This is a genomic window from Achromobacter sp. FW305-C-13 (assembly GCF_058783475.1).
On record NZ_JBYSYN010000001.1, the window covers coordinates 2,158,449 to 2,184,009 of the forward strand.

General features: G+C 67.4%; 24 protein-coding genes. 15 read left to right on the forward strand and 9 right to left on the reverse strand.

The window, feature by feature from the left end:
* Positions 1-13: 13 nt before the first annotated feature.
* Both AC3WMU_RS09700 and ggt read right to left on the reverse strand, forming a co-directional pair.
* Positions 14-1,528, reverse strand: a complete 1,515-nt coding sequence (locus AC3WMU_RS09700) for an ABC transporter substrate-binding protein (protein ID WP_492282227.1) — start codon at positions 1,526-1,528, stop codon at positions 14-16.
* 35 nt (positions 1,529-1,563) lie between these two features.
* Positions 1,564-3,192, reverse strand: a complete 1,629-nt coding sequence (gene ggt / locus AC3WMU_RS09705; protein ID WP_006227375.1) for a gamma-glutamyltransferase — start codon at positions 3,190-3,192, stop codon at positions 1,564-1,566.
* A 101-nt stretch (positions 3,193-3,293) separates the two neighbouring features.
* Here ggt and AC3WMU_RS09710 point away from each other — a divergent pair, with 101 nt between their 5' ends.
* Complete coding sequence (locus AC3WMU_RS09710; protein ID WP_006227374.1) at positions 3,294-4,196, forward strand: LysR family transcriptional regulator; 903 nt, start codon at positions 3,294-3,296, stop codon at positions 4,194-4,196.
* Positions 4,197-4,199: 3 nt separating this feature from the next.
* Here the strand turns inward: AC3WMU_RS09710 and AC3WMU_RS09715 are convergent, their stop codons facing one another.
* The 4 genes from AC3WMU_RS09715 to AC3WMU_RS09730 form a co-directional block, all read right to left on the reverse strand.
* Entirely contained in the window at positions 4,200-6,371 is a 2,172-nt protein-coding gene (locus tag AC3WMU_RS09715; RefSeq protein WP_006227373.1) for a phosphocholine-specific phospholipase C, read from the reverse strand.
* 35 nt (positions 6,372-6,406) lie between these two features.
* Complete coding sequence (locus AC3WMU_RS09720) at positions 6,407-6,592, reverse strand: hypothetical protein (RefSeq protein WP_006227372.1); 186 nt, start codon at positions 6,590-6,592, stop codon at positions 6,407-6,409.
* Positions 6,593-6,612: 20 nt separating this feature from the next.
* Positions 6,613-8,619 carry a nucleotide pyrophosphatase gene (locus tag AC3WMU_RS09725; protein WP_492282228.1) on the reverse strand — a complete coding sequence of 669 codons (2,007 nt, stop codon included), beginning with the start codon at positions 8,617-8,619 and terminating at the stop codon, positions 6,613-6,615.
* Between the two features lie 229 nt (positions 8,620-8,848).
* On the reverse strand, positions 8,849-10,816 hold the full coding sequence (locus tag AC3WMU_RS09730) for a PhoX family protein (protein WP_006227370.1): 1,968 nt from the start codon (positions 10,814-10,816) through the stop codon (positions 8,849-8,851).
* A gap of 196 nt (positions 10,817-11,012) precedes the next feature.
* Between AC3WMU_RS09730 and AC3WMU_RS09735 the strand changes: the two genes are divergently transcribed.
* Positions 11,013-11,456 carry a general secretion pathway protein GspC gene (locus AC3WMU_RS09735; RefSeq protein WP_280029325.1) on the forward strand — a complete coding sequence of 148 codons (444 nt, stop codon included), beginning with the start codon at positions 11,013-11,015 and terminating at the stop codon, positions 11,454-11,456.
* Between the two features lie 61 nt (positions 11,457-11,517).
* On the opposite strand, the gene AC3WMU_RS09740 is transcribed toward AC3WMU_RS09735, so the two are convergent.
* Positions 11,518-11,748, reverse strand: coding sequence for a hypothetical protein (locus tag AC3WMU_RS09740; RefSeq protein ID WP_131224914.1), 231 nt, complete (start codon positions 11,746-11,748; stop codon positions 11,518-11,520).
* A gap of 42 nt (positions 11,749-11,790) precedes the next feature.
* Here AC3WMU_RS09740 and gspG point away from each other — a divergent pair, with 42 nt between their 5' ends.
* The 8 genes from gspG to gspN are packed head-to-tail and all read left to right on the forward strand — an operon-like array spanning position 11,791 to position 16,986.
* Complete coding sequence (gene gspG / locus AC3WMU_RS09745) at positions 11,791-12,219, forward strand: type II secretion system major pseudopilin GspG (protein ID WP_035214085.1); 429 nt, start codon at positions 11,791-11,793, stop codon at positions 12,217-12,219.
* Positions 12,191-12,679 carry a type II secretion system minor pseudopilin GspH gene (gspH, locus tag AC3WMU_RS09750; RefSeq protein WP_006227367.1) on the forward strand — a complete coding sequence of 163 codons (489 nt, stop codon included), beginning with the start codon at positions 12,191-12,193 and terminating at the stop codon, positions 12,677-12,679. Before gspG ends, gspH begins: the two co-directional genes overlap by 29 nt.
* Entirely contained in the window at positions 12,666-13,067 is a 402-nt protein-coding gene (gene gspI, locus AC3WMU_RS09755; RefSeq protein WP_006227366.1) for a type II secretion system minor pseudopilin GspI, read from the forward strand. The genes gspH and gspI overlap by 14 nt, the downstream gene beginning before the upstream one ends.
* On the forward strand, positions 13,064-13,696 hold the full coding sequence (locus AC3WMU_RS09760) for a PulJ/GspJ family protein (protein ID WP_006227365.1): 633 nt from the start codon (positions 13,064-13,066) through the stop codon (positions 13,694-13,696). Before gspI ends, AC3WMU_RS09760 begins: the two co-directional genes overlap by 4 nt.
* On the forward strand, positions 13,693-14,646 hold the full coding sequence (gene gspK / locus AC3WMU_RS09765) for a type II secretion system minor pseudopilin GspK (protein ID WP_088588409.1): 954 nt from the start codon (positions 13,693-13,695) through the stop codon (positions 14,644-14,646). Before AC3WMU_RS09760 ends, gspK begins: the two co-directional genes overlap by 4 nt.
* Positions 14,643-15,644: a type II secretion system protein GspL gene (gspL, locus tag AC3WMU_RS09770; protein WP_492282229.1), complete on the forward strand. Its 1,002-nt coding sequence runs from the start codon at positions 14,643-14,645 to the stop codon at positions 15,642-15,644. Before gspK ends, gspL begins: the two co-directional genes overlap by 4 nt.
* Positions 15,641-16,228: a type II secretion system protein M gene (locus tag AC3WMU_RS09775; RefSeq protein WP_454676699.1), complete on the forward strand. Its 588-nt coding sequence runs from the start codon at positions 15,641-15,643 to the stop codon at positions 16,226-16,228. Before gspL ends, AC3WMU_RS09775 begins: the two co-directional genes overlap by 4 nt.
* Positions 16,228-16,986: a type II secretion system protein N gene (gene gspN, locus AC3WMU_RS09780; protein WP_492282230.1), complete on the forward strand. Its 759-nt coding sequence runs from the start codon at positions 16,228-16,230 to the stop codon at positions 16,984-16,986. The genes AC3WMU_RS09775 and gspN overlap by 1 nt, the downstream gene beginning before the upstream one ends.
* 27 nt (positions 16,987-17,013) lie before the next feature.
* On the opposite strand, the gene gspE is transcribed toward gspN, so the two are convergent.
* Both gspE and gspD read right to left on the reverse strand, forming a co-directional pair.
* A complete protein-coding gene (gspE, locus tag AC3WMU_RS09785) occupies positions 17,014-18,441 on the reverse strand; it encodes a type II secretion system ATPase GspE (RefSeq protein ID WP_454676697.1) in 1,428 nt (475 codons plus the stop codon).
* Positions 18,438-20,816, reverse strand: coding sequence for a type II secretion system secretin GspD (gspD, locus tag AC3WMU_RS09790; protein ID WP_492282231.1), 2,379 nt, complete (start codon positions 20,814-20,816; stop codon positions 18,438-18,440). Before gspD ends, gspE begins: the two co-directional genes overlap by 4 nt.
* A gap of 177 nt (positions 20,817-20,993) precedes the next feature.
* On the opposite strand from gspD, the gene gspF reads away from it, so the two are divergent.
* The 5 genes from gspF to AC3WMU_RS09815 all read left to right on the forward strand — a co-directional run bounded on the left by gspF (position 20,994) and on the right by AC3WMU_RS09815 (position 25,561).
* Positions 20,994-22,199, forward strand: a complete 1,206-nt coding sequence (gene gspF, locus AC3WMU_RS09795; RefSeq protein WP_006227358.1) for a type II secretion system inner membrane protein GspF — start codon at positions 20,994-20,996, stop codon at positions 22,197-22,199.
* Positions 22,200-22,355: 156 nt separating this feature from the next.
* On the forward strand, positions 22,356-22,901 hold the full coding sequence (locus AC3WMU_RS09800) for an RNA polymerase sigma factor (protein ID WP_006227357.1): 546 nt from the start codon (positions 22,356-22,358) through the stop codon (positions 22,899-22,901).
* The gene (locus tag AC3WMU_RS09805) at positions 22,898-23,569 is read left to right on the forward strand and encodes an anti-sigma factor (protein WP_006227356.1); all 672 of its coding nucleotides are present in this window, start codon (positions 22,898-22,900) and stop codon (positions 23,567-23,569) included. Before AC3WMU_RS09800 ends, AC3WMU_RS09805 begins: the two co-directional genes overlap by 4 nt.
* Positions 23,570-23,628: 59 nt before the next feature.
* Positions 23,629-24,561, forward strand: a complete 933-nt coding sequence (locus AC3WMU_RS09810; protein WP_006227355.1) for an alpha/beta hydrolase — start codon at positions 23,629-23,631, stop codon at positions 24,559-24,561.
* 67 nt (positions 24,562-24,628) lie between these two features.
* Positions 24,629-25,561, forward strand: coding sequence for an acyl-CoA desaturase (locus tag AC3WMU_RS09815; RefSeq protein WP_492282232.1), 933 nt, complete (start codon positions 24,629-24,631; stop codon positions 25,559-25,561).

Below are 25,561 nucleotides of genomic sequence, written 5' to 3' on the forward strand. Positions count from 1 at the left end.
CCGCGCCTCGTCGTCACTTCTGCGCGAACGTCACACCCTTCAGGCGGATCATGCCGTCAGGATACGGCGTAAAGCCCTTGACCTTCTTGCCCATGGCGAACGGCCACGGCTGGTAGTAGTTGTACACGCCCGGCAGCTCGTCCTGGATGATGGTCTGCGCCTGATCGTAGATTTCCTTGCGCTTCGCTTCGTCGGGCACCGTGCGGGCCTCGTTTAGCAGCTTGTCCACTTCCGGGTTGCAGTAATGGCCATCGTTCAGCGCGCCCTTGCAGGTCACGAACGCGTGCACGTTGCCGTCGGGATCGACCCGGCCGGACCAGCCCAGCATCACGATCTGGAAGTTGCCCGCCGACGATTCCTTCTGCAAGGCCGCATATTCGGTGGGGCGCAAGGACAGGTCGAAGCCCGCTTCGGACGCCATCGCCTGGACGATCTCGGCAATCGACGAGGTCGTCGTGTTGTTGCCGAACACCAGTTCGGCCTTCACGCGGTCGAACCCGGCTTGCTTGAGCAATGCCTTGGCCTTGGCCACGTCGCGCTTGGTAACCGGGAACTTGTCGCTGTGATAGGGGCTGGCCGGCGGGAACGGCTGCTGGGCGGGTTCGAAGATGCCGCCGCCTGCCACGTCGTTGATGGCGTTGCGGTCCAGCGCGTACTGGAACGCCTGACGCACCAGCTTGTTCTTGAACGGGTTGTCTTCGGCGCGCTTGCCGTTGCCTACGTTGAACATGAACTGCTGGAAGCCCAGGCCCGCCACCGGCGCAAACGTCAGGCTGGCATCGTTCTTGACCTGCGGCGCGTCCGACGGATTCAGGCGCTCCAGCATGTCCAGGTCGCCCGCACGCAGGTTCGACAGGCGAACCGTGGTGTCAGGGATGGGCAGGAAGGTCACGCGCTTGAAGGCGTAGTCCTTGGCGTCGTAGTACTGGTCGAATTTCTCCAGCACGATGCGGTCGTTCTGGATGCGTTCGACGAACTTGTACGGGCCCGAGCACACGGGCTTGCGGCCCACCGACGCCACGTCGGCGTCGGCGAAGGTCTTGGGCGACAGCATCATGCCGGCGCGGTCGGATAGCTGGGCCAGCAAGGTGGCGTCCGGCTTCTTCAAGGTCAGGACCAGCGTGGACGCGTCCGGCGCATCCACTTTCTCGACCGAAGCCAGTTCACCCTTGCGCAGGCTGTCCGGCAGGCTCATGGCGCGTTCCAGGTTGGCCTTGGCCGCCGGCGCGTCGAACTTCGTGCCGTCATGGAACAGCGCGTCTTCGCGCAGCTTGAACGTCAGCACCTTGTTGTCGGGGCTGAACGACCACGACGTGGCCAGTTGCGGCACGAAATGCAGCTTGGGATCGATGTCCACCAGCTTGTCGCACAGCGACGTGAACACGATGCGGCCGACGTAGGTGCGGGCGCGGTGCGGGTCCAGGACGTCCGGGTCTTCCTGCAGGCCGATCCGGATGTTCTGGGCGCACGCCGCCCCCGCAGCCAGCGCCAGCAAGCTGGTGCCGAAGGTCATGGTCAAGCGTTTCATTGTGTTTTTCCCCTTGTTGCTTGCGAGCTTAACGTTTAGAAGCCGACCGCCTGGCCGTCGCGGCGGCTGTCGCTGGCGGCGACATAACCCAGTTCGTTGTCGGTCTCGGACATGCGCCAGATGAACTGGCCGGCGCCGAAGTCCATGTAGGGATCGTCAACGGACTTCAAAGCATGCCCGAGGTCTTTCAGGCCCGCAATGGTGGAAGCCTTCATGTTGGTCTCGATGTCCAGCGTGAAGTCGCGGTTGACCTTCCAGCGCGGCGCGCAGCACGCGGCCTGCGGGTTCTGGTGGTAGTCGATCATGCGGACGACCGTCTGCATATGGCCCTGCGGCTGCATGTCGCCGCCCATCACGCCGAAGCTCATGACCGGCTTGCCGCCGCGCGTCAGGAAACCCGGGATGATGGTGTGGAACGGACGCTTGCCGCCTTCGACCACGTTGGCGGACTTGGGGTCCATCGAGAAACCGACGCCCCGGTTCTGCATGCTGATGCCGGTGCCCGGCACGACCACGCCCGACCCGAAGCCCATGTAGTTGGACTGGATGAACGAGATCATCATGCCGTTTTCGTCGGCGGCGGTCAGGTAGATGGTGCCGCCGGCGTGCGGGCGGCCGGCTTCGAAATGGGTGGCCTGGTCCAGGCGGATCAGCTTGGCGCGGCTGTCCAGATAGGCGTCCGACAGCATCTGCTCGGGGGTGACCTGCATGGCGCGCGGGTCGGCCACATACTTGTACAGGTCGGCAAAAGCCAGCTTCATGGCTTCGATCTGGATGTGCTGCGACTGCACGGAATCCACGGGGATGTCCGACATGTCGAAGCGTTCGACGATGCCCAGCGCAATCAGCGCAGCGATGCCCTGCCCGTTCGGGGGGATCTCGTGCAGCTCGTAGCCGCGGTACGACTTGGAAATCGGCTTGACCCAGTCCGGGCGGTAGTTGCGCAGGTCTTCCAGCGTCATCGCGCCGCCGCATTCCTTGCTGAAGGCGGCGATGCGTTCGGCCAGTTCGCCTTCATAGAAGTCACGGCCCTTGGATTCGGCGATGCGGCGCAGCGTATTGGCGGCGTCCGGGAAACGGAAGTGTTCGCCGACCTTGGGGGCGCGGCCTTCCGGCATGAATGCCTGGGCGTAACCCGGCTGCGATTTCAGTTCTTGGGCTGCGGCGCCCCACTTGTGCGCCACCACCGGGGGCACGGCATAGCCGCGCTCGGCGATTTCAATGGCAGGTTCGAACAGTTGCTCGAACGGCAGCTTGCCCAGCTTTTCGTGCAGCGCGGCCCAGCCGGCCACCACGCCCGGCACCGTCACCGAGTCCCAGCCGCGCTTGGGCTGGATGGCCAGGCCGTCCGGGCCCGTGCCGTACTTGGCCTTGAAGTATTCGGTGTTCCAGGCGGCGGGCGCCACGCCCGACGAATTCAAACCATGCAGTTCCTTGCCATCCCAGACGATGGCGAAGCAGTCGCCGCCCAAGCCGCAGGAAACCGGTTCGACCAGCACGATCGTGGCGGCGGCCGCAATGGCGGCGTCCACGGCGTTGCCGCCCTTGAGCAGCATACGCAACCCGGCTTGGGCTGCCAGCGGATGCGACGTGGACACCACGTTGCGCGCAAACAGCGGGATGCGTACGGAAGGATACGGGTTGACCCAGTCAAAGGTTTTCATCGGCTTGTCTCTAAACGGTCTGAACGGTTAAGCAGGCGAAGGTACTCTCGTGATCTAATTAAATCAATTTGATTTTTTGTTCCGTCATAAAAGAAAATTTTATGAGTACGATCCGGTTTTTACGCACTTTCCTGGCAGTCGCCCATCACGGTTCCTTTTCCGAAGCCGCCGAGCAAGTGGCGCTGACCCAGGCCGCCGTCAGCTTCCAGATGCGTTCCCTGGAGGCGGAGCTTGGCCGCGAACTGTTCGACCGCAGCGGGCGTCTTGCCATTCTTAACGCAGCCGGCCGGGAATTGCTACCTGAAATCAAGCATTTACTGGATTTATACGACCGAATGCGCTTGCCGCGCACCGTGCCGGGCGAACTGGCTGGCGCGGTGTCGGTCGGCAGCATCGTGTCCTGCATGGGGACCCTGTCCAAGGTGGTGTCGGGCCTGAAGAAGGCCCACCCGAAGCTGGACGTGCGCATCCTGTCGGGCAAGGCCAGCGAGTTGGCCGGCAAGGTCGAAGACGGCGAATTGGACGCGGCCTTCCTCGTGGAAGCCGGCCGCAAGATGGCCAGCACGCGCTGGACGCCGCTATATGAAGAGCAACTGGTGGTGATCGCCCCGGCGTCCGCCGCGGGCAAGGACGCCCGTCAGGTATTGGCGAACAACCCCTTCCTGCGCTTTGACCGCACCCAGCGCACGGGGCTGCAGATCGACCGCCTGCTGCGGCGCCTGGCGGTGCCGCTCAATGAATTCCTGGAACTCAACGCCATCGAGACGCTGGTGGAACTGGTGCGCCAGGAAGTGGGCGTGACCCTGCTGCCGCTGATCAACGGGTCAAACTGGCAGCACAGCCCGGAACTGCGGATCTTGACGCTGCCCCAGGACTTAGGCCCGCTTTCGCGGGCCATTGGCATGCTCGAACGGCGCGAGCATGCGCGCCAGGGCATCACGGCGGCGATCTGCGATGCGTGCGCCACGGCATTCCGGGCGCGCGAACCGCAGACCGCTGCCTGACCCTTAGGTCGCCATCGCCGGGTCGGTCACCGACGACTTGCCGGTTTCGACGCGGCCCGCGAAGCGGCGCAGGTACGACGGATCTTCGGCCAGGCGCGCCGTGAAGTCGTACCAGTGGCCGCTACCTTCCAGGGCCCAGTGCTGCTCGACCTTGCTGCCGGCGGGCACGGTCAGCGTCCAACGCTCGTTGTTGCTGTAGTAGGCGTTGGGCGTGACTTCGAAGGTGCAGGCGTCTTTGCCGCTGTTGATGAAGCTGACATAGACGTCGCCGTTGGCGATGTCGTAGCAGACGCGGATTTCCGGATCCAGCTGCGCCGTGCGGGCCAGGGCCAGGTCGCCCGCGAACTGGCGGTGATAGCCGTTGGGGCCCAGCACCCACAGGTCGTACTTGCCGCCGTCTACCGCCGTATCCCAGCTGCCTTCCAGCTGCTTGCCGGCTTCGACCGTATAACGGCGCGGCAGGCGGTCCAGGTGCAGGCGGTCATAGACGTGGAACACCGCCGCCTGCTTGCCCGTGTTGGAGAACACCAGCCACATATTGCCCGTGCTGGGCTGGCTGCGCCCGCTGGTGTGCAATTCGTACGGCAAGGCGCGCGAATAGCGGTGGCCCGCTTCCTGTACCGGCTTGGCCTGGGTGCTGGGATCCGGCAGCGGCACGGCGGTCAGGGCTTCCTGCTCGGTGCGTTTCTGGTCCGATTCGGCGCGCGTCTGCAGATTCAGGTTGGGCAGCTTTTCGTCGTTGGGCGTGGCGAAGTTGAACGCAGAGGTCATGTCGCCCAGCACGGCGCGGCGCCACGGGCTGATGTTCTCTTCCTTCACGCCGAAGCGGGCTTCCAGGAAACGCAGCACGGACGTGTGGTCGAACGCCTGGGAATTGACCCAGCCGCCGCGGCTCCACGGCGACACCACGTACATCGGCACGCGCGGACCGGGGCCGTAGACGCGGTTGTCGGCCGCGTCCTGGGCCGAGGCGTGCGTGTGGCGTTCCAGGTCGGTGTTGACGGTGGACGCGCCGGCCATCGAACCGTCCGGGTTCAGCGACGGGGCGGCGGGCGGCGGCACGTGGTCGAAGTACCCGTCGTTCTCGTCGAAGTTGATCAGCAGGACGGTCTTGCTCCATACGTCCGGGTTCGACGTCAGCGCATCCAGCGTTTCCTGGATGTACCAGGCGCCCTGGACGGGGCTGGACGGGCCGGGGTGTTCGGAATACGTGGCGGGCGCCACGATCCACGACACCTGCGGCAGCCTGCCGTTGTTGACGTCGTCGCGCAGGGCCTGCAGGAAGCCGCCGTCAGGCATGGTGTTGGCCGTGCCCTTGTACAGCGGATTGGACGCATCCATGCTGGGGGTCCAGGCCGGGTACGGCGCGCCGTTGGCGGAATTGCCGGCTTGCTCGTTGGCGCGGCGATATTGCTGGAAGCCGGCCAAGGGATTGTCGCCGAAGTTCTCGGGCAGGTTCTGGTAGACCGTCCAGCTGACGCCGGCCTTCTGGAGCCGTTCCGGATAGGTCGTCCAGGTCCAGCCGGTGGTGGACGCGCCCAGGCTATCCCACTGGTTGCGGGTCGACGGGCCATTGCCCTGCGCCAGCGGATCGTTGGTGCCGGTCCAGTGGAACAGGCGGTTCGTGTTGGTGCCGCCGTGCGTGGAACAGTGGTAGGCGTCGCACAGGGTGAACGCTTCAGCCAGCGCGAACTGGAAGTCCACCTCTTTCTGGCGGTAGTAGCCCATCGACTGGTTCTGCTTGTAGCGCGGCCACTGGTTCATGCGGCCGCCGTCCCAGGCCATCTGCGCGTCCACGTAGTCGTGTGGCGTGCCCGACACGCGCTGGGCGTTGCCCTGCGTGCTGTCCAGGTGATACGGCATGACCACGCGCGTGCCATTGGTCTGTTCCCAGACCGAACGGTTCTGCGCCAGCGGGATCGTGATGCGGTCGCCAAAGCCGCGCACGCCCTTGAACGTGCCGAAGTACATGTCGAACGAGCGGTTTTCCTGCATCAGGATGACCACGTGCTCGACGTCGTTGATCGTGCCGGTGCGGTTGTTGGCCGGGATGGCCAGCGCGCGGCGGATGGCGGGCGGGAACATCGACAGCGCGGTCAGGCCGGCGGTGGACGCCGCGGCGTTGCGCAGGAAGCGGCGCTTGCCGGCGTGGATCGGGTCTTTTTCGGACTTCACGGTTTCGTTTCCTATGACTCGGTAGGGAGCGCGGCTCAAGGCGCGCAACGCAGTTCGGGCTTGGCCGGCGTGGGCGGCACGGGCGTCGGGGTTTCGGTTCCGCCGCCGTTGTCCGGCTTGCTGTCGTCGCCGTCATCGCCGCCGCAGGCGGCCAGGGTGGCGGTCAGCATCAGCACCGCGCCGACGCGCAGCAAACCGCGCAAGATCAAGGAGTTGCTCATGGTTTTCTATCCTAGGAACATCAGGGAAACAGTTCGGAAACGGACTTGCCGGACATGGCCAGCGACTTCACTTCGGCCTCGGTCAAGGCACGCGACCAGAAGGCCAGATCGTCGAAATTCATCGTGTACGGGCCCTTCGTGCCGGCGCAGCAGATGCCGTAGGTGCCGCGGCCGTCTTCGTTCAAGCCGATGTGCGGGCCGAACACGCCGGCCACTTGCGCCAGGTTCACCGAACCCGTGGCGGTCGAGCGGCGCGTGAATCCCAGTTCGCTGTCGTAGACGGAGGCCGTCATGGTCTTGGCGGTCTTGTCGACGGTCATGGCGATGTAGACCGGCTTGTTGGCCGTGAACTTCACGCCGTTGATGTCGACGCGCGATCCGCCGCCCGCCAGGTTGAAGCGCAGCTCGGGGCCAGCCCACTGGGCGATGGTGATGCCGGGGTTGCCGCCAGAGTTGTAGTCCTTGTTGCCCAGGATCGAGCGGTCGTTGGCCGTGCCGTCGGACTGGAACCAGAAGCCGATCGTGAAGACCTGCAGACTGTCGAGCAGACCTGCCGGGTAGTCCAGCTTGAAAGCGCCCAGGGCGGCCGAACCGCGCTCGTTCTTGAACATCTTGCCGAACACGCCCGCGTCGGCGAAGGCCGGGGCTTGCACGCCGTCGTACGGCGTGATCACGCCGCCGCCCGCCGCGATGTCGGTCACGTTGCCTTCAAACGGGAACAGCATCGTCAGACCCGTGCGCAGCGACGGCAACAGCACCACGGGTTTGGCATAGACCACCGTGGCGCGCGTGGCGCTGACGGCGCGCCCTGCGGACACGCTGTAGTTCAACGTGTGCACGCCTTCGGTATCGAACGTGAAGCCCGTATCCGCGTATTCCGTGGCCGTGCCGGGCAGGCGCGCCACTTCGGCGCCGTCGCGGCTGATGACGAGCTCGCCGTCGGGTTCGCCAACGCGCACCCAGGACAGCGTCACGGTTTTGTTGTCCATCGACGTACGGGTCGCCAGCCGGCGTAGCGCCAGCGGCTCGGACAACGGCGTGCCCGCCATGTCGTACTGGCCGTCGGCCGGCAGCGCGCCCAGATGCGCCAGCATCGTCGGCGCAACGTCGGCAGCGCTGGGCAGCGCGTACCAGTTGCTGTCCCAGACGCCGTCAAACGACGCATCGTCGGCCGTGCCGCCCAGCATCGCCGGCTGGTTCGTCGCCAGCATGATGGTCTTGTTGGACGACAGCGGCAGGCCGTCGACGGTGCCCGTCTTGCCCAGGCCGTGGCTCGTCGCCACGACGATCAGCCAGTTCTCGTTGGGGTTCGCCGCACGGCGGTCGGCGATCTGCTTGGCCAGGATGCCCACGGCTGCGTCCGTCTGGCGAATCACGGCCTGGTAATTGGCGCCGAAGCCGCTGTCGGACGCGGCGCGCTCGGCGGCGCCGAACTGGGCCACGACCACGTCGTAGCCCTCCGTGATGCGGTCACGCGCCTGCGTGGCGACGCAGTCGTCAACGCCCGCGCAGTCGGTCACCGCTTGCACGTAGCCTGCGTCGCGATCGCTGCCGACCAGGCCGGCCAGCAATGTCGAATTGAAGGCGCCCGCCAGGCGGGCATCGGGGCGCGCCGCCTTGACGCGCTGGAACAGGCTGGGCGCTTTCATCGCTTGACCCGCCGCGTCGGACCGCACGCCGTGCACGTCGGCCCATTGGCCAGTCAGCAAGGTGGCCCAGCCCGGGGCGGCCAGCGTCGGCTGCTGGGTCACACCGCCCGTCACGCCGCCCGTCCAGGCGCGCGTGACCGTCAACTGCCCGATGTTGGACAGAGTCTTGTCCGCAACGCCGCTGCGCATGGCGTCATACGTCAAGCCATCGACGCCGATAAACAGCACCTTCTCGACGGCCGGCTTGCCCGGCTCGGTCACTGGCGGCGTCGTGGGAGGCGCCTCGGTGTCGTCGTCATCGTCGCTGCCCCCACAGCCCGCCAATGCGCTGGTAGCCAGCAACATGGCGCACCATCTTCTCCAATTCAATGCTTGCATGCTTATCTTCTCGTTTCATGAACAGGGTTTTACGCTGCGCACATAGTGGCGGTTCAACGTGAAGGCCCCATGAAACAAAGGGCAGAAAGCTTGATCGACGGATCAGGATTCTTTTGCGAAAAAAAACGGTTGCGACGCCCATGAAAAAGGACCGGCGTACCGGTCCTTTGGAACTGCAGCGGTAGCGGCGCCTGCACCGCCCCGTCCCGCATGCGCTGAGGCGCGCGGCTTACGCGCCGATCTTCACGCCGGTCAGATAACCGACCGCCGCGCCGAAGCCGTCCTTGTAGTTGGCCTTGACCAGCGGTTCCAGCGTCGGACGTACCACTGCGTGGATGGCGCCCCAGTCGGCCGCGTGCTGGAAGTTGCTGGTGATGTAGGTCCAGCCGTTGATCTCGTCCACGGCCTGCAGGCCCGTGGATTCCGCCGCCACCGGGCACGACAGCAAGCGCGACAATGCCTTGGTGTCGACGTTGTAGGCCCACATGAAGTTGTTGACGTGGCCGCCGCTGTCTTCGCCCACGAACAGCGTGCGCAGCTTTTCGGAGAACTTCAGGTTGTCGGGGTTCGAGATGAAATCGGCGTCATGCGTGTTGCCCAGCGCGTCCGGCGTGGCCAGCGGCTTGCCGATCAGCTCCGTCACGGCGCCCATGTCCACCGGCACCCATTCGCTGTCGATCGTGCTGCCATCGGTATCCACCTGCCCCGCCTTCATGTGCAGCTGGTACACGGCGCCGGCCGAATTGCCTTCGACCTTCAGGCCCGGGACTTTGCCGTCGATCATCGACGATTCCACGCGCGACATGGCGCTGTAGGCGATCTTGTCGCGGGCATTGACGGTCGTGCCTTCCATCTTGGTGAAGGCCAGCGTACCCCCCACCATCGCCGCGTAGCGATGCGTTTCCAGGAAAGCGGCGGCCTGGCGGCGGCCCGGCTGCAGCTTGACCCAGTTGTCCTTGCCGCTGTAGCGGATCTTGGTGAACGACGCGTCGGTCGGGTCAACGGTGCGCACGTCCATGATGTCGGCGGCCACCAGCTGGTCGGCCAGCTCCTTGACTTCGGCGCTGGTGGCGTGGCCCAGCTTGATCCACTTGAGCGTGCCGGCGCCCGGTCCCGTGCCCGAGGTCTGCGTCCATTGCGCCACGTACAGCGTGCCCGCCGACAGGTCCGCCTTGCGGTCGGCCACGAACATGAACAGGCCCCCGTTGGTGGCGTCGTCGCCCATCAGCGCGGTGCGCTGGTCGGGCATCATCTGCACCAGTTCGTGCGAGATGCGGCCCATGCAGTAGTGCTTCTTGACCGTGCCCGTGCCGTCCGGATGCACGGTCACTTCCGGCATGTGGCCATAGTGGTAGGGATTCGCCTTGGCGGGGTCGCCGTAGACATTCTGGCTGTAGGTCTGGAAGGCCGCCTGCGTGCGGGCGACCGTCGCGTCCGGCTCGTACTCTTCGCTGGACAGGTGGGTGCCCCAGGGCGACAGGCTGGCGCCACAGGTGATCCACAGGCCATGCACCGACGACGTGTCGACGTTGCTGTATTTCACCAGGCTGAGCTTGCCGGTGTTCGGGTCTTGCGACAGGGTCAGCACGGCGATCGGCGACGGCAGCAGGCCATACATGTCGTTGCCGGCCTGATCCATCGACTGGTATTCGAACTGCACCACGGCGTAGACCGCGTTGCCAGCGACGCCGGCAACCTGCGTCGGCTCCGACAGCGCCAGCAGCGACGTGCCGTCCGGACAGTTCGAGAAGAACTGGCGCGCCTTCGCAGGCACCGAGTTGTCCATGATGGGCGCGCCGGCCAGGTTGAAGTAGCCGCCGGCCACCATCGTGCCGCCCTTGCCGTCCGGCACCGCGTCGCCCGTCATGAAGAACGGCTCGTAGCCCAGTTCGACGGTGCGCTTGGAACCGTCGCTGAAAGTCAGCGCCAGCGCCGAGCTGACGGTCGTGCGCGCCATCAGTTGCGGCGTGGCCAGCGTGGGCGCGGGCATCGACGTGAATGCGGCGGACGTGAACGTCACCGGCGTGACGGGCGGGTTGGGATTCGGATTCGTCGAGCCATCGCTGTCGTCATCGTCGTCGCTCGAATTACAGCCGGCCAGCAGCGCAGCCATGCTGACGCCGCCGATCGGCAGCATCGGCGCGCCTCCCAGCATCTTCAGGAGTCGGCGGCGATTGGCTTGATTCGTATCTTGCATGCGGGTGTCCCAGTTGGATCGGATGAATGCTCGCCCCGAAGGGTTGAGCGTTGCCGGCATGCTAGATAGGCGCCGTGTAAGCGCAATGACAGAAAGCTGTACAGAAGCTGAATCGAAGGCGGTTTTTTGATATCGGCATTGTCATGAACGACCGCTATAGTCGGGCGCGTCGCTTTTCGAATCCTTTGTCGTCCTCATGCCTCTTTCCTTGCGCCCCTCCCTGCCCTCCGCGCCTGCTGCGCTGCGCGTCCTTGCCGTGCTGGCGCTGGCCGCGGGCGTAGGGGTATGGGCCGCCGTGCTGCTTGCGCCGCGCCCGGGCCCGCTGCCTCCCGCCGTATCCGCCGCCGCGCCGCGCGCAGCCGACAACACGCCGGTGGCGCTGTGGTTCGGAAAAGATGAGGTGATGCGCACGCAGATCAGCGTGCTGGGCCTGATCGCGGCCGGTCCGGATGGCGCGGTGGTGCTCAGCGTGGATGGGGGTCCGCCCCTGGCTTACCGCGCGGGCGGCGAAGTGGCCCCAGGCATCGTGTTGCGCGATATCGCCGTGGATGCCGTGACGGTGGAGCAAGGGGGGAGAATGAACCGCCTGGCAACGCCCGCCGCGCTGGCAGCGCCAGCGGGGATCGCACAGGTGAATTGAACGTGGGGAATTGGTCGAATGCTTGCGGGTCAGGCGGCGCTTCCTTTCAAGCGCCCGCCGATCAGCGCTTGCGGCCCGCGGGGCGGCCCATTTGCTTGCGGCCTGCCAGGTTCGACAGGGAAGACCCTGCCGGTTTCTGTGTGGCGGCAGCCTGCTTCTTCTGTTGAAGCGCCTTTTCCACCAACGCCGCCAATCCAGTCGAAGACTTCTCTTTTGTAGCCATTACCGCTCCTTGTAGAAGGGCCATGGTAGCAGGCGGGCGGCGCGGCAACGCATTACTGTCATATTTCATGTCCACAATCCCGTGCTTCTAGCAAAAGACCGGAGTTGCAAAGTGCGTCAGTTACCGCGTGGGCTAGCCCGCCAGCAAGGTTTCACCCTGATCGAGATCATGGTGGTGATTGTGATCATGGGGATCCTGGCGGCCCTGATCGTGCCGCGCGTGCTGGACCGCCCCGACCAGGCCCGGCAAGTCGCCGCGCGCCAGGACATCGCGGGCATCATGCAGGCGTTGAAGCTGTACCGGCTGGACAACGGCCGCTATCCCACCACGGCGCAAGGCCTGCGCGCGCTGGCCGAAAAGCCCGACGGCGCCAACAACTGGCGCGGCTATCTGGACAAGTTGCCCAATGACCCCTGGGGTCACCCGTATCAATACCTGAGCCCCGGCGTGAAGGGCGACATCGATGTCTTCTCGTTCGGCGCCGACAACAAGCCCGGGGGAGAAAACGGCGATGCCGACATCGGTTCCTGGGAGCTCTGAACGCGGCTTCACGCTGGTTGAGGTGCTGGTGGTGCTGGTGATCGTGGCCATCGCGGCCAGCATGGTCAGCCTGTCCATCGGCAAGCGCGACAACGGCCTGCGCAGCGACGCCCAACGCCTGGCGGATGCTTTCACGGTGGCGCAAAGCGAAGCCCGCAGCGACGGCCGCCCCATCCGCTGGCTGGCCAACGGCCAAGGCTGGTCATTCGAGCGCCAGGGGCGCCTGCCGGGCCCCAGCGCGGAAGAAGACACACCCGTGCCCGTCGACCACCTGGAACACGACGACATGCTGCGCCCGCAAACCTGGGCGGCCGGGGTGGTCCAGCTGCGGCTGGATCCCGACCGACCGCTTGTCTTCAACACCGAATGGGTCGCCGCCCCAATGACGCTTACGCTTCACGCGGGGGATGCCAGCATCACCCTGCAACGCGACGCCTCCGGCCGTTATGACATCCGCTGAACTGCCCCGCCCCGCCGACCGCCAGCGCGGCTTCACCCTGATCGAAGTGCTGGTGGCGCTGGCCATCATCGCCGTGGCGATGGCCGCCGCCCTGCGCGCGACCGGCGTCATGTCGGCCAACAACCGCGCCTTGCAGGACAAGACGCTGGCGCTGCTGGCCGCGCAGAACGCCTTGACCCAGCTTCGGCTGGATCAGGTGCTGCCGCGTGCCGGTTCGCAAACCGTGCCCTGCCCGCAAGGCGGCCGCGCGCTGCAATGCGAACTGGTCTTCACCAATTCCATGAACCGCAGCTTCCGGCAGGTTTCCGTCAATGTCCATGACACGCGCTCCGCGCGTCCGGACGCGGTGCTGCTGCAACTGGACGGGCTGTTGTCCAGCCTGCGATGACCATGCGCCGCGCCGCTACCCCTCCCGCCCGCGCCCGCGCCGCCCAGGCCGGCTTTACGCTGATCGAAGTGCTGGTGGCCCTGGCGCTGATGGCGCTGGTCAGCCTGATGGCGTGGCGCGGCCTGGCCAGCGTGTCCAGCGCGCGGGACTGGATCGAGCAGGAGGCCGAGGACACGGACGCCATCGTGCGCACCCTGGGGCAGATGGGGCGCGACGTCGAGTTGTCCTACACCGGACCGGGCTTTGATGCCGCCGGCAAGGACGCACTGGTATTGACGAGCGGCCTGCGCCTGTTGCGCCGGGCGAGCGGCGGCAACACCCTGGAGCTGCTGCGCCCCGATCCCGACGGCAACGGCCTGTGGCAGCGCGTGCAATGGCAAGTGCGCGCGGACGGCCTGTGGCGCGCCAGCGGCCCGCCGGCGCCGCGCAGCCCGCTGCCGGCCGCGACCGACGGCGTACTGCTCCTGCCCGGCGTACGGGTAATGAGCGTGCGCGCCTGGATCCCGGGCACGGGCTGGGTCGACGCCAATGCCAGCTTCGCCACCGCGCCCACCGGCATCGAGATCATGCTGGAACGCGGCGCGGCCAATGCGCCGCAGCGTTACACCCGTATCCTGGAGCTGCCATGACGGTGCTTCCCCCCGCCCGCGAACGCGGCGCGGCAGTCATCAGCGCGTTGATCATCGTCGCGATCGTGGCGGCACTGACCACCAGCCTCTTTCAGCGCCAGACCGCCAGCACCCGCCGCGTGGAAAACGAGTTGGCCCGCGTACAGGCCCGCGTGATGCTGGCCGGCGGCATCGACTGGGCGCGCCTGGTCATCCGCGATCACGGCAAGCGCGAGTCCACCACACGCGGCGACCAGATCTGGGCGACGCCCGTGCTGGACACCCGCATCGAACGGCCGGGCGACGACCGCGTGGCCGTGTTCTCGGGCCGCGTGCAGGACGAGCAAGGCAAATACAACCTGAGCAATCTTGCGCGCAACGGCGTGCCGCAACCCGAACAGGAAAAGGTGCTGCGCCGGCTGCTGAACGTGCAGCAGTTGCCCGACACCCTGGCCGGACACCTCATCGACATCGTGGCTGCCGCGCAACCGCCGGCGCTGGCAGCCGATTCCCCCGCCTCGTCGAACGGCCAGCCCGTCCCCGCACCCGACGCGCGCGCGCCGCTGCCGCGTGGCGTGGACGAGATCGCCGCCCAGCTCGGGCTGGAACCGCCCGTGCGCAATGCGCTGCGCCGCACGATGACCGTGCTGCCGGTCGCCACCAGTGTCAACGTCAACACCGCGCCCGCCGAGGTCATCGCCGCGCTGGTGCCGGGCCTGTCGCTCAGCCAGGCGCGCGCGATGACCGGCGAACGCGACCGCGGCAACTGGTTCAACAACGCGGGCGACTTCGCCAACCGGCTTGCCGGCACCGGCGTGGAAGGGCCCGCGCCCACTGTCACGACTGCCAGCGGCTGGTTCCTGGCCAGCGGCACCGTGGTCTATGAGCGGGCCCGCGTATCCATGCAGGCGCTGGTGCGCAGCGCCCCGCCCGCCGCGCCCGACACGATATGGACACGAGAAATCCCATGAATTGCCCCAAAAACTCCCTGAGAATCGCGCTGCCACCCCTGGATGAGTTCAGCGCCAGCTCGCCCTTGCCCTATGCCTGGTTCGATCGGCGCGGACGCTGCGCGCAGCAGGGCGAACTGACCTTGCAGGCCCTGGGCAATGCCTATCCCAACGCCGCGTGCGAGGCCGTGCTGCATCCGGCCGACGTCATCGCCACCACGGTGCAGATCCCTGCCGTTGCCCGTGCACGCTTCGCCGCCGCGGTGCACAGCGCGCTGGAACCGCTGGTGCTGAGCGACCTGGACGCGCTGGCGATCGGCTACGGTGCGCGCGGCGCCGACGGCAAGGTGCCATTGGCCTGGGCGCCGCGCGAACCCGTGCGGCGGGCGTGGAGCCTGCTGAATGCGCAGGGTTTGCGCGCCCATGCGCTCATCGCGCCGCAGACCCTGGCGCCCGAATCCGACGCGCCGTTGCGCGACCCGGCCGATCCGCGCTGGCGCGCGCCCTCGCCGTCCTGGTCGCTGGCCATGCCGCAATTAGCTCCGGCGCGCGTATCGCGCTGGCGCCCGGTATGGCGCTGGAGCGCGGCCGCGGCCGCCGTGTGGATAGCCGGCCTGAACATCCATGCCGCGCAATTGGGCGCCGAAGCTGACGCGCTGAAAAATGGGATGCGCCAGCAAGTGCTGGCCGCGTTCCCCGATCTGCCCGTGGTGCTGGACCCCGCGCGACAGGCCCAGCAGGGGCTGGATGCGCTGCAAGCCAACCGCGGCGCGGCCAGCGCTGCGGACTTCCTGCCGCTGGCGCGCGCCGCCGCGCAAACCCTGCCCTTCGCGGCCGACAAGGTCGCGCGCCTGACGTACGCCGACCAGGCGCTGACCCTGCAACTGGTCGATGCAGGCGAACAAGCGCAACGCGTTGCGGAAACGCCGGCACTGATCCAGCAGGCGGCCGCCTTGGGCCTGAAACTCGAACGCGGCGATACCGACAACACCTGGCGCATCCTGCGCAAGCAACCATGACACTGAACCAACGCCTGCAACACGCCTGGCAATCCCTCCGCAAGCCTGTGGACCCGGCACTGGCCCGGGCACGGCAGCGCTACGAAGCGCTGGCGCCGCGCGAGCGCCGGCTGGTCACGGGCGCGGCCGCGCTGCTGGGTTCGGCTCTGGTCTTCGTCACCTTGATCGAACCGCCCTTGAATGCGATGCGCAAGCTTCAGGGTGAATTGCCGGCCTTGCGCACCCAGGCCGCCAGCGTCGCCGACCTGACGGCACAAGCCCGATCCCTGCGCCAGCGGTCCGCCACCCCAGCCACGGCCATGCCCACCTCGGCGGAACTGGGCGCCAGCCTGGAACGCGCCGGCCTGCCGGCGGGCATGTGGACATTGGGTCAGCCGGAATCTGGCGCCGGCGTGCAACTGGCCCTGAATCAGGCCCCCTCGTCCGCGCTACTGCGCTGGCTGGACGGCGCGGGCCGCGATTGGGGGCTGGCCACGCACAAGGTCGACCTGACCCGCGCCGCCAACCCCAATGGTCGGCCGCTGCCTGGTCTGGTGAATGGCCAGGTGACCCTGGCCCTGCCGGACAAGGCGGGAGCCCGCTGATGCCGCTACCCCGGATCAACAAGCGCGCGGCCGCCCTTCTGCTGGCCAGCGGCGCCTGTGCGCTGGCCGCCGGAGTCAGCGTGCTCCCTGCGCGGTGGCTGCTGGCGCTGCAGCCGGAGCAATCGCTGGTGGCACTGGCCGACGCCAGTGGCACCGTGTGGCAGGGCAGCGCCTGGATCGCATTGGGGCCCAAGGGGTCGCAGCGCGTGCTGCCGCAGCCGGTGCAATGGCAATGGCGCTGGAATGCGATGGCGCTGGAAATCACTCACCCCTGGCTGCAAGGGCCGCTGCGCGCCCGCGTCGGCTGGACGGGCCTGTCGCTGCCGGCGCAGTCCCTGCGCGTCCCTGCCTCGGTCTTGCCCGCGCTGGGCGCGCCCTGGAACACGCTGGCGCCCGAAGGCATGCTGGAGATCAGCTGGCAGGCCCTGCGGCTGGGCGGGCCCCTGCCGACCGGCCCGATCGCCGATCTGCGCTGGCGCAATGCCGGCACGGCACTGACCTCCGTCGCGCCTGTCGGCACCTACCTGCTGCGGGTACAAGGCACCGGCAAACCGGGCGCCGCGCTGGCGCTCAGTACGGAAAGCGGCGTGCTGGCGGTGTCCGGCCAGGGCAATGCGACGGCTCGGGGGGTGAATTTCGAGGGCCAGGCCACGTTTGCCGCGTCGGCCACCGACGCCCAGCGCGCCGCGCTGGACGGATTGATGTCGACCCTTGGCCGGCGTTCGAACGATACGGTGCTGTTCGGCACCGGTAAGTGAACCTTGCCGGTGTCCGCGCGCGCGACGTCAGGCGTCGCGCGTGACGCGCACGATTTCTTCCGGCGACGTCTGGCCGCCGTCCACCCAGCGCTGGCCGTCCTGCCGCATCGTCCGCATCCCTGCCGCCACGGCGGCCAGGCGCAGCTCGCGTTCGTCGCGGCCCTCATGGATCAGGCGCCGCGCATCATCGTCCACCGTGAACAGCTCGTGGATACCCGAACGTCCGCTATAGCCGGTGTGATTGCAGGTCGGGCATCCCACCGGATGGAACACCTGCCTGCCATCCAGCATGGCGGGCCTCTTGCATTCCGGACACAGCTTGCGCACCAAACGTTGCGCCAGCACGCCAAGCAACGACGAGGCCAACAGGAAGGGCTCGACCCCCATGTCCGTCAAGCGCGTCACGGCGGACACGGCGTCATTGGTGTGCAGTGTGGCCAGCACCAGGTGGCCCGTCAGCGAGGCCTGGACGGCGATCTGCGCGGTTTCAAGGTCGCGAATTTCGCCGATCATGATCACGTCCGGGTCCTGGCGCAGGATGGCGCGCAGGGCCAGCGCGAAGCTCATGTCGATCTTGGCGTTGACCTGGGTCTGGCTGATGCCCGACAGGTCGTATTCAATCGGGTCTTCGACCGTCAGGATGTTGCTGGTGGCGGCGTCCAGCCGGCTCAACGCCGCATAGAGCGTGGTGGTCTTGCCGCTGCCGGTCGGCCCCGTCACCAGCACGATGCCGTGCGGCTGCCGGATCAGGCGATCCAGCTGCGTCAACACCTCCGGGCACATGCCCAGGCGTTCCAGCTGCAGGCGCCCTGCCTCCTTGTCCAGCAGGCGCAGCACGGCGCGTTCGCCATGCCCGGTCGGCAAGGTGGACACGCGCACGTCGATCGGCCGTCCGCCCACGCGCAGCGCAATGCGGCCGTCCTGCGGCAGGCGCTTTTCCGCGATGTCCAGATGCGCCATGATCTTGATGCGTGAAATCAACGCGGCATGGAGAGCCTTGCGCGGCGACACCACATCGCGCAAGGTGCCGTCCACGCGGTAGCGCACCACGGAATGCGTCTCGAAGGGCTCGATGTGGATATCGCTGGCGCCGTCGCGCGCCGCCTGCGCGAAGAGCGCATTGATCATGCGGATGACGGGCGCGTCGTCCTGCGCCTCCAGCAGGTCCGCCACTTCGGGCATGTCCTGCAGCAGCCGGTCCAGATCGATCTCGTTTTCGGCCACGCCCATGACGGACGCCGCGTCCTCGGAATGGCTGTAGGCGGCCGTCAGCAAGGTCTCCAGCGCCTCGTCGTCGACATGCGCCAGCGCGATATCGCCGTGGCAGCGCCGGATCTCGCGCACCGCCCAATCGGGGGTGCGCGGGCTGACCGTCAACTGCACCTGCCCCGCACGCAGCGACAGCACGGCGCGCTGCGCGCGCGCCCAGGCATAGGGCAAGGGGTGCGCGCTCATAGCAGCGACTCGGGGTCCACCGCGACGCCCATGGTGACCGACTGCGACACGCGCATCGGCATCGACGCGTCGCGCTGCGGCGCCATGCCCGGATACTGCCGCACCGCGAAGGATTCCACGGTGGCGGGCGGCGGACGGCGCATCGTGGCCGCCTGCTGTTCCGGCCGCAGGTCATAGGCGTTGTTCGACACGGACGGCGCGGAACCCGGCGGCGGCAGCATCGGCGCCTGCATATCGGGCAATGCCCAGTGTTCGCCGGGCTGCGTGGCGGCTTGCGCCCGGCGCATGTAGTCGTAGCGGTCCATGGTGACGCTGGCGCTGCGGTTGGCGTCGCGAACGACGTACGGGCGCAGGAAAACCATCAGGTTGGTCTTGGTGCGCTTGCGCGAATCGTAGCGGAACAGCGACCCGATCACCGGCAGCGAACTCAGGCCTGGCACGGCGTTAGTGGTCAGCGTTACGTTGTCTTCCAGCAGGCCGCCCAGCACGATGATCTGGCCGTCGTCGATCAGCACGCTGGTGTCGATGGCGCGCTTGTTGGTCACGATGCCGGTGGTGGCGTTGGAGCGGCTTTCGTCGATGCTGCTGACTTCCTGGTAGATGTCCAGCTTGACCGCGCCGCCTTCCGAAATCTGCGGACGGATGTTCAGCTTCAAGCCCACGTCCTCGCGCTCGATCGTCTGAAACGGATTGGAGCTGCCGTTGCTGCCCGAGGTCACGTACTGCCCCGTCACGAAGGGCACGGTCTTGCCGACGAGGATGCTGGCGGACTGGTTGTCCAGCGTCAGCAGGTTCGGCGTGGACAGGATGTTGGCTTCGCCCGAATTCTGCATGGCGCGCGCCAGCACGCCCAGATTGATGACCTTGTTGCCCAGCACGTCTACCGTGCCCTTGACCACGCCCAGGCTCAAGCCGCCGCCGAGCGCGTCGATCGACGTGGGCCCCGTGCCGGTGATGCCGCTGCCGCCCAGGTTGGTGCCGCCAATGAAGCTGGTGCCGCCGCTGTTGATGTTGCCCGCGCCCGTCATCCACTGGATGCCGAATTCCGCGGCCTTCTGTTCGCTGACTTCCACGATCAGGCTTTCCACCAGCACCTGTGCGCGACGCTGGTCCAGCTGGTCAATCACTTCGCGCAGGCTGCGGTACAGCGGCTCCGGCGCCGAGATGATCAGCGAGTTGGTCGCCGGGTCTGCCTGGATGGTGGCGCCGCCTGCCGAATACGACACGGCCTGGGTGCTGTTGTCTTCGCGCGAGATACGTTCCTGCTCACCCGACAGGCCGCCCTTGGACGAGCCTGACATGCCCTGCCCCATCTGGCCGCCGGTGTTGGACGCGGTGTTCTGCGGGCGCGCGCCGCCTTGCGCGCCGCCCGTGGGGCCTGACGCGCCACTTGCGCTACCGTTGGCGCCCGGCGCGGCGTTCGCCTGGCCGGTCAGCAAGCCGCCCAGCACTTCGGCGATGCGCGTGGCTTGCGCGTTGCGCATGTACACCACATGCAGGTTGCCCGCACGGTTCTGCTGCGCGTCCAGCTTCATGATCAGGTCGCGGGCCAGCCGCGTGCGCGCGGGGCTGCCGGAACGCACCAGCACGCTGTTGCTGCGCGGGTCGGCCACGACGGCGATGCGCTGGGTCGGATCACTGCTTTGCGTATCCAGCAGTTGCGAGGCCAGAATGGCGATGTCGGTCGCGATGCCGGACTGCACCGGCACCACGTCCGTGTCGATCGAGCTGGGCACGTCGATGCGCGCGATGACCTGCGCGATCCGTTCCAGGTTGTCCGCGTAGTCCGTCACCACCAGCGTGTTGTTGCCGGGGTAGGCATTGATGGGGTTGTTCGGCGGCACCATCGGCCGCAGCACCGGCACCAGGTTCGCGGCGTTCTCGTACTTCAGCGGAAACACGCGCGTCAGCATTTCACCGCTACTCCCGCCCTTTGCAAACGTCGACACCGGCACCGGCGCGCGCGCGGCGCCGCCCGTCGGCGTGCTCGATGCTGGCGCTGCGGGCCGCGTATTGCCTACCACCGCGCTGCCTTGCAGCTTGGCATCGGCCTCGGGCACCACTCGCGTCACGCCGTCCACATCTACGATCGCAAAGCCCTGCAGGCGCAATGCGCCGGTCAGCATGGCCAGCGCCTGTCCGCTATCGACGGGCCGGTCCGACACCAGCGTGAGTTTGCCCTTGACGCGGGGGTCGACCAGGAAGTTGCGCTGCGTGAACAGCGACAGCGCGCGCAACACGGCGGGGATATCGGTGTCGACGAAATTCAGGCTGACACGGTTGTCTGCCTGTTGGGCGTGGGCCGTGCTGAGTGCCGGTCCGATTTGGCTTGCTGCAAGCAAGACCGCAAGGCTGAACTGCGCGAGATGACGCATGACGAGATAGGTGCCTGAGACGTGAAATCGTGTGAAAAAACGTGAAAGCGCGTCGGAGTATACGGGGTGACAGTGCAACACTACGGTCATATTTGACATGCAACATACTGGCTGGAAACCCTTTAAATTCGGGGCTTTTGCACGTTTCGCATTTGCGTGCGCCCCCTTGCCTCAACCATGCCTTCCTTCCGTTACGAAGCGACCGACGCGCTTGGAAAAATCGTGCGCGGCACGATCGATGCTGACTCCGAGCGGGGTGCCCGCAACCAGTTGCGCGGCCGCGGACTGTTGCCGTTGTCCACCGCGTTGGCGGCAAGAGCTGAGGGATTGGGCGCCAGCTTGCGTACCCGCTTGTCGGACGCCGATCTGGCCTGGTTGACGCGCCAGCTGGCCAGCCTGCTGGCCGCGCGCCTGCCGTTGGACGCCGCACTGTCCGCCACGCTGGAGCAAGCCGAAAAGAAGCACATCGCTGCCACCCTGGGCAGCGTGCGCGACGACGTGCGCGCCGGCCATCGCCTGTCCACCGCCTTGGCTGCGCGCCCCCGCGACTTTCCCGAGATCTACCGCGCGCTGATCGGCGCGGGCGAAGAATCCGGCGACCTGGCGCAGGTGATGGAAAAGCTGGCGGACTACATCGAAGAACGCAACACGCTGCGCAGCAAAGTGATGACGGCGTTCATCTACCCGGCGGTGGTGGCCAGCGTATCGGTCATCATCGTCATCTTTCTGCTGGGCTACGTAGTGCCGCAAGTGGTGTCCGCTTTCAACCACGCCAAGCAGCAGTTGCCGATGCTGACCCGCGTGATGCTGGCCCTGTCCGACTATGTCCGCGAATGGGGCATGGTGACGGGCGTTGCGCTGGTGCTGCTGATCGCGTTGTGGCGCTATACCTTGCGGGCGCCGGCGGCGCGGCGGGCCTGGCACGCGCGCGTGCTGCGGCTGCCGCTGGCAGGGCGCTTCGTGCTGGGCGTGAATGCGGCGCGCTTCGCGTCCACGCTGGCGATCCTGTGCGGCAGCGGCGTGGCGCTGTTGACCGCCTTGGAAGCCGCCCGCCGCACGCTTGGCAACGATGTGCTGCGCCAGGCCGTGGACGAAGCGTCGGAGCGCGTGCGCGAAGGCGCGGCGCTGTCCGCGTCGCTGGGCGCGCAGAAAGTCTTCCCCTCTCTGCTGGTGCATCTGATCGCCAGCGGCGAGAAGACGGGCCGCCTGCCCGAGCTGCTGGACCGCGGCGCGCAGAACCTGTCGCGCGACCTGGAACGGCGCGCAATGGCGATGACGGCCTTGCTGGAGCCGGCGTTGATCCTGCTGATGGGCGGATTCGTACTGCTGATCGTGCTGGCGGTGATGATGCCGATCCTGGAAATGAATCAGCTTATCCGCTGACGGGCGTTCCCCCTCCCCCCGGGGGGAAGAGGCCGCGCAGCAGGACAAGGCCGCGCGTTTCTGTAATATTGCGCAATGGCCTGGCCGTTCGTTTTGCCGCTGCCTCGACCCCGTCGCCTTCCGCGACCGCACGCCATGTGACCCCGGATATTCGCCATGCCCGACCCGATTCGTCTGCAGGCCCTGATACAGGATTGCGCGCGCGGCCAGGAATCCGCGCTGGCCGAACTCTATCGCCAGACGTCCCCGCATCTGTTTGCGCTTGCCGTACGTATATTGCGACGAAGCGACTGGGCGGAGGAAGTTCTCCAGGACAGCTTCATCAATATCTGGCGCAACGCCGCCCGCTATTCTTCCGAGCAGAGCCAAGTCATGACCTGGATGACGCGCATCGTGCGCAACCGCTGTATCGACCTGCTGCGCAGGCCGGACCTGGAGCGCCCCGACGCCGACGGCGAATTGACGCTGGCGTGGGCGGACGACGCGCCGGGCCCGTTCGAACGCCTGCAGACCGATCAGGATGCCCGGCGCCTGGCCGACTGCCTGAAGCAACTCGAGGGTCAGCAGCGCGCGGCTATCGCACTGTCTTTCTTCGATGACCTGAGCCACAGCGAGATCGCCAGCCGTCTGCAGACGCCGCTGGGCACCATCAAAAGCTGGGTGCGCCGCGGCATGGAACGGCTCAAGAGGTGCCTGTCATGAACTACCGCGATCCGCAATTACGCGCCCGGCTGGCGGCCGACTATGTCGCCGGCGCCATGCGCGGCGGCGCGCGCCGCCGCTTCGAGGGGCTGATGGCCGCCGACGCCAACCTGCGACGGCAAGTGCGCGAGTGGGAGGGCGACATCTATCCCCTGCTCTGGTCGCTGCCGCCCAAGACGCCGCCCCGGCGCGTCTGGCGCGCCATCGAATCCGGCTTGCGGCCCGGAGCCGCCCCGTGGTGGCGGGGCCTGGCCTTCTGGCGCGTCGCCAGCGGCGCGCTGGCCGCCCTGCTGGTGGCCGGCGTCATCGTCTATCCCACGCAGGTCGACCGCGCCGCCCGGGCGCAACTGATGGCCGTGCTGCAAAGCCCGGAAGCGCAAGCCATGCTGGTGGTGCGCGCCGACGAAGCCGGCGGCCTGCACATCCACGCGCTGCAGAACCTGGCCACACGCGCCGGCGACAAGGCCTTGGAACTGTGGGTCATTCCTCCCGGCCAAGCGCCGCAATCGGTCGGCCTGGTGTCGCCCGAGGGCCAGACCGCACTGCGGCGCGCCCAGGGCCTGGATGGCATCCAGCAACTGGCCATCACGCTTGAGCCGCCGGGCGGTTCGCCCACCGGCGCGCCCACGGGCCCGGTCATCATGAGCGGCGACGTCCTGAAGATCTGACCTGCATCCAGCGCGGGCCCCGGCCCGTATAGAGGGGTGTCCCCATTGCGGAGCACCCCATGCCTTCCTGGACAGGCGCCGCCCCCCGCGGCCTGCTCGACATCCTGCTGGTCGCGAGCCTGGCGCTCGCCGTGCTGGCCTTGCTGGCCGCCTGCTCCCCCCTGACGCTGCTGAACGGCGCCGTGCCCGACGCCGCCAGCCGGGCTACACCCGACGTCGCCTACGGTCCGTTGCCGCGCCAGCGCCTGGACATCTATGCCCCGCCAGACGCGGACCGGGCGCCGGTGGTGGTGTTCTTCTATGGCGGCAGCTGGCGCAGCGGCGACCGGGCCGACTACCGGTTCGCGGGTGATGCGCTGGCCTCGCGCGGCATCGTCGCCGTCATCGCCGACTACCGCCTTTACCCGGAAGCCCGCTACCCGACCTTCCTGCAAGACGCCGCCCAGGTCGTGGCCTGGACGCAGCAGCACATCGGCGGCTACGGCGGCGATCCTGGCCGGGTCTTCGTGGCCGGGCACAGCGCGGGCGGCTATATCGCCGCCATGCTGGCGCTGGACCCGCGCTGGCTGCGAGGCGCCGGCACCGCCCCCGGCACGCTGGCCGGCTGGATCGGGCTGGCAGGCCCCTACGACTTCCTGCCCATCGTCGCGCGCGACGTCCGGCCGGTGTTCCAGTTTCCCGATACGCCGGCGGATTCGCAGCCCATCCGCCACGTCAGCGCCGCAGCGCCCCCGGGCCTGCTGCTGACTGGCGCGGCGGACACCACGGTCGACCCGCAGCGCAACAGCGCCAGCCTGGCGCGGGCGTTGCGCACAGCCGGCGCCTGCGCGCGCCTGGTCGAATACCCCGGGCTGGGCCACAAGCTGCTGGTCGGCGCCTTGGCGCGGCCGCTGCGCTGGCGCGCGCCGGTACTGGACGACCTGAGCGCATTCGTCGCCGCGTCCCCCGTCCCGACTCTATCGACCCTGCCGCAGACCGACGGCTGCGACTAGGGTTTCCACCAGTGCATCCGATGCGCGTCCGCACCCGTATATCCCTGCACGTCTCGAACAGGACACGATGATGCGCCCCGAATTCACTGGTTGGACCGCCTCGATACGCCGTTGGGTAGACACCCAGGCCGACGGTGCGCCTGGGGGCGACCCTGGCCGCATCGACTGGGCGCGGGCGCTGCCCTTCGCCCTGCTGCACGCGGGTTGCCTGGGCACCCTATGGACAGGCGTCTCACCAGTGGCCCTGGCCGTCGCGGCGGCGTTGTACGCCGTGCGTATGTTCGCCTTGACCGGTTTCTATCACCGCTATTTCTCGCACCGCACCTTCCGCACTTCGCGCGGCGTGCAGTTGGCCTTTGCGGTGCTGGGCGCCTCGTGCGCCCAGCGCGGTCCCTTGTGGTGGGCGGCCCACCACCGCCACCATCACCGCCACGCCGACGATGAACAGGATCTGCATTCGCCCGCCCGCCATGGCTTCTGGTGGAGCCACATGGGCTGGTTCCTGACGCCGCGCGCCTTCGCCACCGACATGGCGCGCGTTCCCGACCTGCGCCGCTACCCCGAACTGCGCTGGCTGGACCGCTTTGATGCCGCGGTGCCCGTCGCGCTGGCGCTCGCCTGCTATGCGCTGGGCGCGGTGCTGGAACGCCTGGCGCCCGGGCTGGGCACCAGCGGCCCGCAGATGCTGGTGTGGGGCTTTTTCATCTCGACCGTCGTGCTGTTCCATGCCACCGTCACCATCAATTCGCTGGCGCACCGCTACGGCAAACGCCGCTACGACACCTTGGACGACAGCCGCAACAACGCCTGGCTGGCGCTGCTGACCTTTGGCGAAGGCTGGCACAACAACCACCATTTCTATCCCGGCTCGGCCCGCCAGGGTTTCCGCGCCCGGGAGATCGACATCACCTGGTATGGCCTGCGCCTGCTGGCGGCCGCCGGCCTGATCTGGGACTTGAAACCCGTGCCGGCCTGGGTGCTGGCGCGCGCCAAGGAATGA